Origin of the sequence: Legionella sp. km772 (genome assembly GCF_003989735.1) — a bacterium.
Lineage (GTDB): Bacteria > Pseudomonadota > Gammaproteobacteria > Legionellales > Legionellaceae > Legionella.
In genome coordinates, this window is the sequence record NZ_RZGQ01000139.1 from 1 (window position 1) to 7,530 (window position 7,530).

Below are 7,530 nucleotides of genomic sequence, written 5' to 3' on the forward strand. Positions count from 1 at the left end.
AAATCAAATAATCACTATAAAGATCAAGCATATCCATTTAATTCCCTCCCTAAAATTAAGGGCGGAATTCTAATGCTTTTTAGTCAAACTACAAGTTTATGTGCGTAACATGAGATAATAACCAAAATGGTAAAATTTAACCAACGAATTTATCGGTTTGCATTTAGTCGTTTGTATGATAACGTATTAATCCGCTTTGTGACCAAAAAAAATGCACTACTCTCCTTCGGCATTGAGTATCTGTTCAAGGAGATTTAAAAACTTTGCGTTTTATTTGCTGCTCAATTATTACTAGGAATTTGGAGAATTAACCAACAATGGCTCATTACAATACACCCTCTGAAACAATGACCAAAGAAGACACAAAATCAGTAATGGCATGGGTTGTATGGGGTTTAGGATGTTTATTTTATTTTTATGAATGTTTATTGCAAGTTTCTCCGAGTGTAATGAGTAATGAATTAATGCGTGATTTTGCAGTCACGAGCCAAACACTAGGTATTTTATCGGGAATCTATTTTTACTCTTATGCAGCCATGCAACTTCCTGGTGGTTTATTATTAGATTATTTTGGTCCTCATCGTTTATTAACTTTAGCCACAGTTATTTGCGCTGCAAGCACCATAGCTTTTGGTATGACCGATAACTTTTTCATGGCTTGTGTTGCAAGGCTCATGATAGGCTGCGGTTCTGCATTTGCCGCTATTGGAACGATGAAGCTTGCCGCTAATTGGTTTCCTTCTTATCGTTTTGCTCTTTTAACCGGGCTTATGGTTACCTTAGGAATGTTAGGCGCGATTGGTGGCGAAGCCCCTTTAGCCTTGCTGGTGGATGATTTTGGCTGGCGCCAGAGTATGATCATTATGGGCGGTATTGGCCTGGTTTTAGCGGTGCTCATTTTTCTTATCACTAGAGACACACCAAAAAACTACAATCCAGCAGAACATCATCATGTAGAAGAAGAAGGATTACTAACCAGTTTAGCTACCCTAATTAAAAATAAACAGCTTTGGCTGATTGCTTGTTATGGTGGGTTAATGTACATGGCTACCCCTGTTTTTTGTGGCTTATGGGGCGTACCTTTTTTAATGAGTAAAATGGCTATTGCCAAAGCTACAGCGGCAAATTACATCTCATTAGTATTTATAGGTTGGGCCATTGCTAGCCCCTTATGGGGAATATATTCTAATCGGATCGGCCTACGTAAGCCACCCATGTATATTGGATGTGTCGGTGCTTTAATTTGCTCTATACTCTTTATCTTTGCTCCAATTAACTCTTCTGTAATAATGGAGGGTTTGTTATTTTTATTTGGAATTTTCTCAGCTGGCTTTTTACCTGCTTTTTCAGTTGCTAAAGAATTATGTAATAAAAAATACGTAGCCACAGGTTTAAGCTTTATGAATATGATGAATATGATAGGAATTGCATTAGCGCAACCACTTATTGGTTATATTCTGGATAAAATGTGGGCTGGCGAAATGCTGGGGACCGTAAGGCTTTATCCCTTAGTTGCTTATCACACGGCTTTAGCTCTTCTACCTTTGGGGATGCTCATTGCTTTACTTATTTTACCTAAGGTAAAAGAAACTTATTGCCAAAACGTGCAGTAATGAAATAATACCTGTTTTTAGAAAGTAGATAAATTTATGACAAAAAAACTATATATCAAAACGAATGGTTGCCAGATGAATGAGTATGATTCATCAAAAATGGCCGAAGTATTATTTGAATCCCATGGTTTGGTTAAAACCGACCAAGTCAATGAAGCAGATGTTATTTTACTTAATACTTGCTCTATTCGTGAAAAGGCTCAAGAAAAAGTGTTTTCACAGTTAGGCCAATGGCGTGATTATAAAGCACAAAATCCCCATGTAATCATTGGAGTGGGTGGTTGTGTCGCAAGCCAAGAAGGTGCTGATATTGTCAAACGTGCTCCTTTTGTGGATCTCGTATTTGGCCCACAAACCTTGCATCGCTTACCCGCTTTAATCAATGAGCGAATTGAAAAGAAAAAGCCAGTTGTCGATATCTCTTTTCCAGAAATTGAGAAATTCGATCATTTACCTGCTCCTCGAGCCGAAGGCCCTAGCGCTTTTGTTTCAATCATGGAAGGTTGTAATAAATATTGTAGTTTCTGTGTAGTACCCTATACTCGGGGTGAAGAAATAAGCAGACCCTTTGACGATGTTCTTGCTGAATGCTATCAATTAGCGCTACAAGGTGTACGGGAAATTAATCTTTTAGGACAAAATGTTAACGACTACCGTGGTCCTATGGAAAATGGTGAAATAGCTGATTTAGCGTTATTAATTCATTATTTAGCCGCCATCGATGGTATAGGCCGTATCCGTTTTACCACCTCTCATCCGCTGGCTTTTTCAGACAACCTCATCAACGCTTATGCTGAGGTTCCAGAGCTTGCTAATCACCTACATTTACCGGTACAAAGTGGTTCTGATCGCATTCTAGGTTTAATGAAGCGTGGTTATACGGCCTTAGAGTTTAAGTCAAAAATCAGGAAGCTTCGTAAAATACGCCCTGATATCCGTCTATCTACCGATATTATTGTAGGTTTTCCGGGAGAAACCGATAAAGATTTCCAGGATACGATGGATTTAGTACATGAAATGGGGTTTGATACTTCATTTAGCTTTATTTACAGCCCACGTCCAGGTACACCTGCTGCAAATTTGCCTGATGACACCCCTTTAGAAGTTAAAAAGCAACGGCTTCAAATATTACAAAATAGATTGCTGATGCAAGCCACTCGTTATAGTGAGTCAATGATTGGCAGCACCCAAAAAGTATTGGTAACCGGTTTTTCAAAGAAAAATTCACAACAACTTTCTGGCCGGACGGAATGCAACCGGGTAGTGAATTTCGATGGACCGGCTGAATTAGTGGGCCAATTTGTTCAAGTAAATATTAACGAAGCTCTTCCTAATTCACTACGAGGACGTATGAGCGAAACGGAGACACTTCCAGTCTAATGATTGAACACATACAAAGACAAATAACGATACCGAACGAGTACCATAATCAACGTATTGATGCGGTGCTCGCCCAATTACTACCCGATTATTCTCGCTCTGTTATCAGCACATGGATAAAAACGGGGGCAATTAAAAGAAATCAGCACCCTTGCAAACCTAAAGATAAGGCAATAGGCGGCGATCTCATTGAGATTAACGTTGATTTTACTTTAGCTATTGATGCGGATTTTAAATTAAGTGGACCAGAAAATATTCCTTTAGACCTTATCTATGAGGATGATGAAGTACTGGTAGTCAATAAACCAGCAGGATTAGTGGTGCACCCCGGAGCGGGTAATCGTGAGCACACCTTGGTTAATGCCCTACTCCACCATGAACCAGATCTCCATCATTTACCCCGAGCAGGAATTATCCATCGTTTAGACAAGGACACTACTGGCTTGTTAATTGTAGCTAAAAGTCTAGCTGCACATACTTCCTTAGTTCGTCAAATGCAAGCACGCGACATAGAGCGTCATTATCTTACTTTAGTGCAAGGCTATGTCATTTCTGGTGGGATCATAGACACAGGATTTGGGAGGCACAGTAAAAATAGATTAAAAATGACTGTGCTGGAGTCTGGACGCCAAGCCATAACCGAGTATAGCGTTCATAAGCGTTATAAAGATTTTACTTTATTAGACGTTCATTTAATGACTGGCCGAACTCATCAAATTAGAGTGCATATGGCCTATATTAACCACCCGGTGGTGGGTGATCCTTTGTATAGCGGTCGTCGACGCATTCCAGCCCAAATTCCCGCAGAGCTTAGAACAAGTTTGCAGGATTTTAAACGACAAGCTCTTCATGCTCGAACCCTATCTTTTTATCACCCAAAAACAGATGAAATAATCCGTGTCGAAGCGCCTATACCTAAAGATTTTCAATCCCTAATCAATATCTTGGACGAGAATGATGAAGACTAAAATTGCTAACTGGAAAGCTCCAGCGAATATTAGCGCTTTAAGCACCACAAGAATTGGTGGTTTTAGTAAAGCCCCCTACGATAGTAATAACCTGGCCTTTCATGTTAATGATATCGAGCAAGATGTCGAAAAGAACCGCCAGCAACTTCGCGAACTGTTAGCGCTCGCGAATGAACCCGCATGGCTGGAGCAAACTCACAGCACCCTTTGTGTTGTACCTGAGAAAGACAAGAATAGGAATGCCGATGCGGCAACTACTCAATCGTGGCGATACCCATTAGCGATTTTAACAGCTGATTGCCTGCCTATTACTTTATGTAATCAGCAAGGCACTGAAATTGCGGCCATTCACGCAGGATGGAGGGGGTTATGTAACGGTATTATTGAAAACACCCTGGCTAAAATGCACAGTAAGCCTTCGGAGCTTATGGCATGGATTGGTCCTGGGATATCCCAAAACCATTATGAAACGAGTGATGAAGTATATTTTTCTTTTACAAAGAAATATGCATCTAGCCAAATAGCCTTTCAGCCAAGCTCAGCAAGCAAATGGTTCGCCAATTTACCCTTGATAGCGGAACTAGTGCTTAATATTTCAGGTGTACAGGACGTAACTCAGTCTAATTTATGTACTTATGAGTTAAAAAATGAGTTCTATTCCTATCGGAGAACGCCACAAACAGGTAGAATAGCAACCTTAATCTGGTTTAATGATCAACCTCAGGACTAATAATATGAGAATTCGTATAAAATTAATTATAAGCAGCTTATTGCTAGTTGTTACGTCGTTGACGTACTCTGCAAATGAAGGGCTGCCCAGCTTAGCGCCAGTATTAAAAGATATTATGCCGGCAATTGTTAATGTTGCCGTGCAAGGCTATTTGCCGGACAATGCCACCTCAGGACCTGGAGCCGCTAATGATGAAGAGGACAATGCACCTCCTTCTCGCGCTCCTCAAGCACCGCAGAAAGGTCGAAAATTCGAAAGTATTGGCTCGGGAGTTATTATTGACCCTACTAATGGCGTCATTATTACCAATGATCACGTTATTCGTAATGCCAATCTAATTACCATTACCCTTCAAGATGGTCGCCGCTTAAAGGCGCGATTAATTGGGGGAGATAGCGAAACCGACCTTGCAGTATTAAAAATAGACGCTAAAAATTTAAAATCGCTTGTGATTGGGGACTCCGATAAGTTGCAGGTAGGCGATTTCGTGGTTGCCATTGGTAATCCTTTTGGTCTGAATAGCTTTGGTAATAGCCAGTCCGCTACTTTTGGTATTGTAAGCGCTCTAAAACGTAGCGATCTCAATATTGAAGGAGTTGAAAATTTTATCCAGACTGATGCAGCAATCAACCCTGGAAATTCAGGCGGTGCTTTAGTAAATACCAAAGGCGAGTTAATCGGCATTAATACCGCTATTATTTCTCCCTATGGCGGGAATGTGGGTATAGGTTTTGCAATTCCTATCAACATGGTAAAAGATGTTGCGCAACAAATTATTAAATTTGGTTCTATTCATCGCGGTTTAATGGGCATATTTGTGCAACATTTAACGCCTGAACTTGCTCAGTCCATGGGATACCCAGAAGATTTCCAAGGTGCTTTAGTAGCTCAAGTAAATCCAGACTCACCAGCGGAGCATGCCGGATTAAAAGCAGGCGATATCATTACTCAAATTAACGATACCAAAATCACGCAAGCCACCCAAGTGAAAACGACTATTAGTCTTTTAAGAGTGGGCACTACAGTTAAAATCAGTTTGCAACGTGATAACAAGCCTTTAACCTTAAATGCTGTAGTTACTGATGCAAAAACTCATGAACAAAAACTTCAATCAGGTAATCCCTTCCTTTATGGATTAGCATTGAGATCTTTCGAGCAAGAATCGCCACCCCATGGTAATGTTACAGGTGTACAAGTTGTTGGCGCCTCTGAGAATAGCGCGGGATGGAGAGCAGGTCTAAGACCCGGTGATATTATTATTTCTGCCAATAAATCCCCTGTTACTGATGTTAAATCCTTACAAACTATTGCGCAAAAACAAAAGCAACAGCTACTCGTGCAAGTATTACGTGGCCCAGGTGCAATGTATATACTTATTATCTAATCCAAACTCATAGGTTGGGTCTTGACCCAACCACCCCTTCAATTTTGTCACATAAAAAACAAATTGCCTTTAATAAAACCAAAATCTCTTACTAAAACAAAAAATTTCGTTTATACCCTTGACATTAAGGCCTGAAAAAGACAAAATCACGCCGTCTTGATGGCTATGTAGCTCAGCCGGTTAGAGCGCGGCACTCATAATGCTGAGGTCGGTGGTTCGAGTCCACCCATAGCCACCATCATACACACTCACTTGAAACCACTAAATTCTAAGATCCCGCTTAAATCTTATCCCTAGCTAAAAAAATATTGTGTTCATCAAAGCCTAAGATCACAGGGCAAGGCGTATGGATTAACTCGCTATATTGCTCTATATAAGGCGCTGATACCAACACTCTATGATCTCGCCAAGTTGTGCGTTTATGATTATTAATACCAGAACCGTAGGTTGGGACGTTCGGCCCAACAATGATGTTGCGAGTCCCCAATGATAAACATGGATGATTATGGCGTGTTGGGCCGAACGGCCCAACCTACAAAATGGGTATAAACACAGAGGTGACAAATTTTTATTAGCTACGGCTATCACCATTAGCTCATGCTGAACCTCACGTATATAAGAGGATTTTTTGTGGATCTCTTTACTTTAACAATAACTACATCGGCTCTTGGGTTATATGATACCGCTAATATTAGTGGTTAGTAGCCATTCGCTTTTACTATGAAAATCCAGGTAATTTAGAATAAGAGTGTATTTCGTCACTTAATCACCTTTTGATCGTTATCAAGCAACTTAGTCTATACTATTTTGAAAGTGCCCCGTAATTGGTATAGAGCCAAAAAATATTACTCTTCTTAGCAAGATTCATCAAACAAGCAATAAATAACTTAGGTACTCTATCCTTGTAAATAAAAAATAACTTGATTGAGAATACTATGAATTATGCACTTCAATTAAAAAAAGTAGTTGAGTATATCGGCAAACATCTTGATGAAAAACTAACTCTCGAGCAATTAAGTGGTATAGCATGCTGTTCAAAATATCATTTTCATCGCTTATTTACAGCACACACCGGCTTATCTTTACAACAGTATATCCGTTGGCTGCGTCTGAAAAGAGCCGCTCATCAATTAATTGTCGATAAAGATAAATCGATTATTGAAATTGCAATCAATGCGGGGTTTGAGTCTCATGAATCCTTTACCAGAGCTTTTAAACAAACTTGTACTCTTAATCCTAGTGAATTTAGAGCTAAGTCAAATTGGCGTGTTTGGGAACAACCATCGTATTGTTTGCCAGAAGGGAATAAAAAAATAATGAACGTCGATATAAAATACTCATGTTACGCACATAAACTTGTAGTTTGACTAAAAAGCATTAGAATTCCGCCCTTAATTTTAGGGAGGGAATTAAATGGATATGCTTGATCTTTATAGTGATTATTTGATTTTCCAA

Annotated in this window: 6 protein-coding genes and 1 tRNA gene; all 7 read left to right on the top strand. The window is 39.7% G+C overall.

Features of this window, described 5'->3' with window-relative positions; genetic code table 11:
• Positions 1 to 317: 317 nt before the first annotated feature.
• The 7 genes from ELY15_RS11925 to ELY15_RS11955 all read left to right on the top strand — a co-directional run bounded on the left by ELY15_RS11925 (position 318) and on the right by ELY15_RS11955 (position 7,442).
• The gene (locus ELY15_RS11925) at positions 318 to 1,613 is read left to right on the top strand and encodes an MFS transporter (protein ID WP_127100316.1); all 1,296 of its coding nucleotides are present in this window, start codon (positions 318 to 320) and stop codon (positions 1,611 to 1,613) included.
• A gap of 36 nt (positions 1,614 to 1,649) precedes the next feature.
• Positions 1,650 to 2,993, top strand: coding sequence for a tRNA (N6-isopentenyl adenosine(37)-C2)-methylthiotransferase MiaB (gene miaB / locus ELY15_RS11930; protein ID WP_127100318.1), 1,344 nt, complete (start codon positions 1,650 to 1,652; stop codon positions 2,991 to 2,993).
• Complete coding sequence (gene rluD / locus ELY15_RS11935; RefSeq protein ID WP_127100320.1) at positions 2,993 to 3,961, top strand: 23S rRNA pseudouridine(1911/1915/1917) synthase RluD; 969 nt, start codon at positions 2,993 to 2,995, stop codon at positions 3,959 to 3,961. Before miaB ends, rluD begins: the two co-directional genes overlap by 1 nt.
• Complete coding sequence (pgeF, locus tag ELY15_RS11940) at positions 3,951 to 4,691, top strand: peptidoglycan editing factor PgeF (protein WP_127100326.1); 741 nt, start codon at positions 3,951 to 3,953, stop codon at positions 4,689 to 4,691. The genes rluD and pgeF overlap by 11 nt, the downstream gene beginning before the upstream one ends.
• 4 nt (positions 4,692 to 4,695) lie before the next feature.
• Positions 4,696 to 6,075: a Do family serine endopeptidase gene (locus tag ELY15_RS11945; protein ID WP_199744216.1), complete on the top strand. Its 1,380-nt coding sequence runs from the start codon at positions 4,696 to 4,698 to the stop codon at positions 6,073 to 6,075.
• Between the two features lie 161 nt (positions 6,076 to 6,236).
• Positions 6,237 to 6,313: transfer RNA gene (locus ELY15_RS11950), tRNA-Met, on the top strand.
• Positions 6,314 to 7,010: 697 nt separating this feature from the next.
• A complete protein-coding gene (locus ELY15_RS11955) occupies positions 7,011 to 7,442 on the top strand; it encodes a helix-turn-helix transcriptional regulator (RefSeq protein WP_127100324.1) in 432 nt (143 codons plus the stop codon).
• Positions 7,443 to 7,530 lie beyond the last annotated feature (88 nt).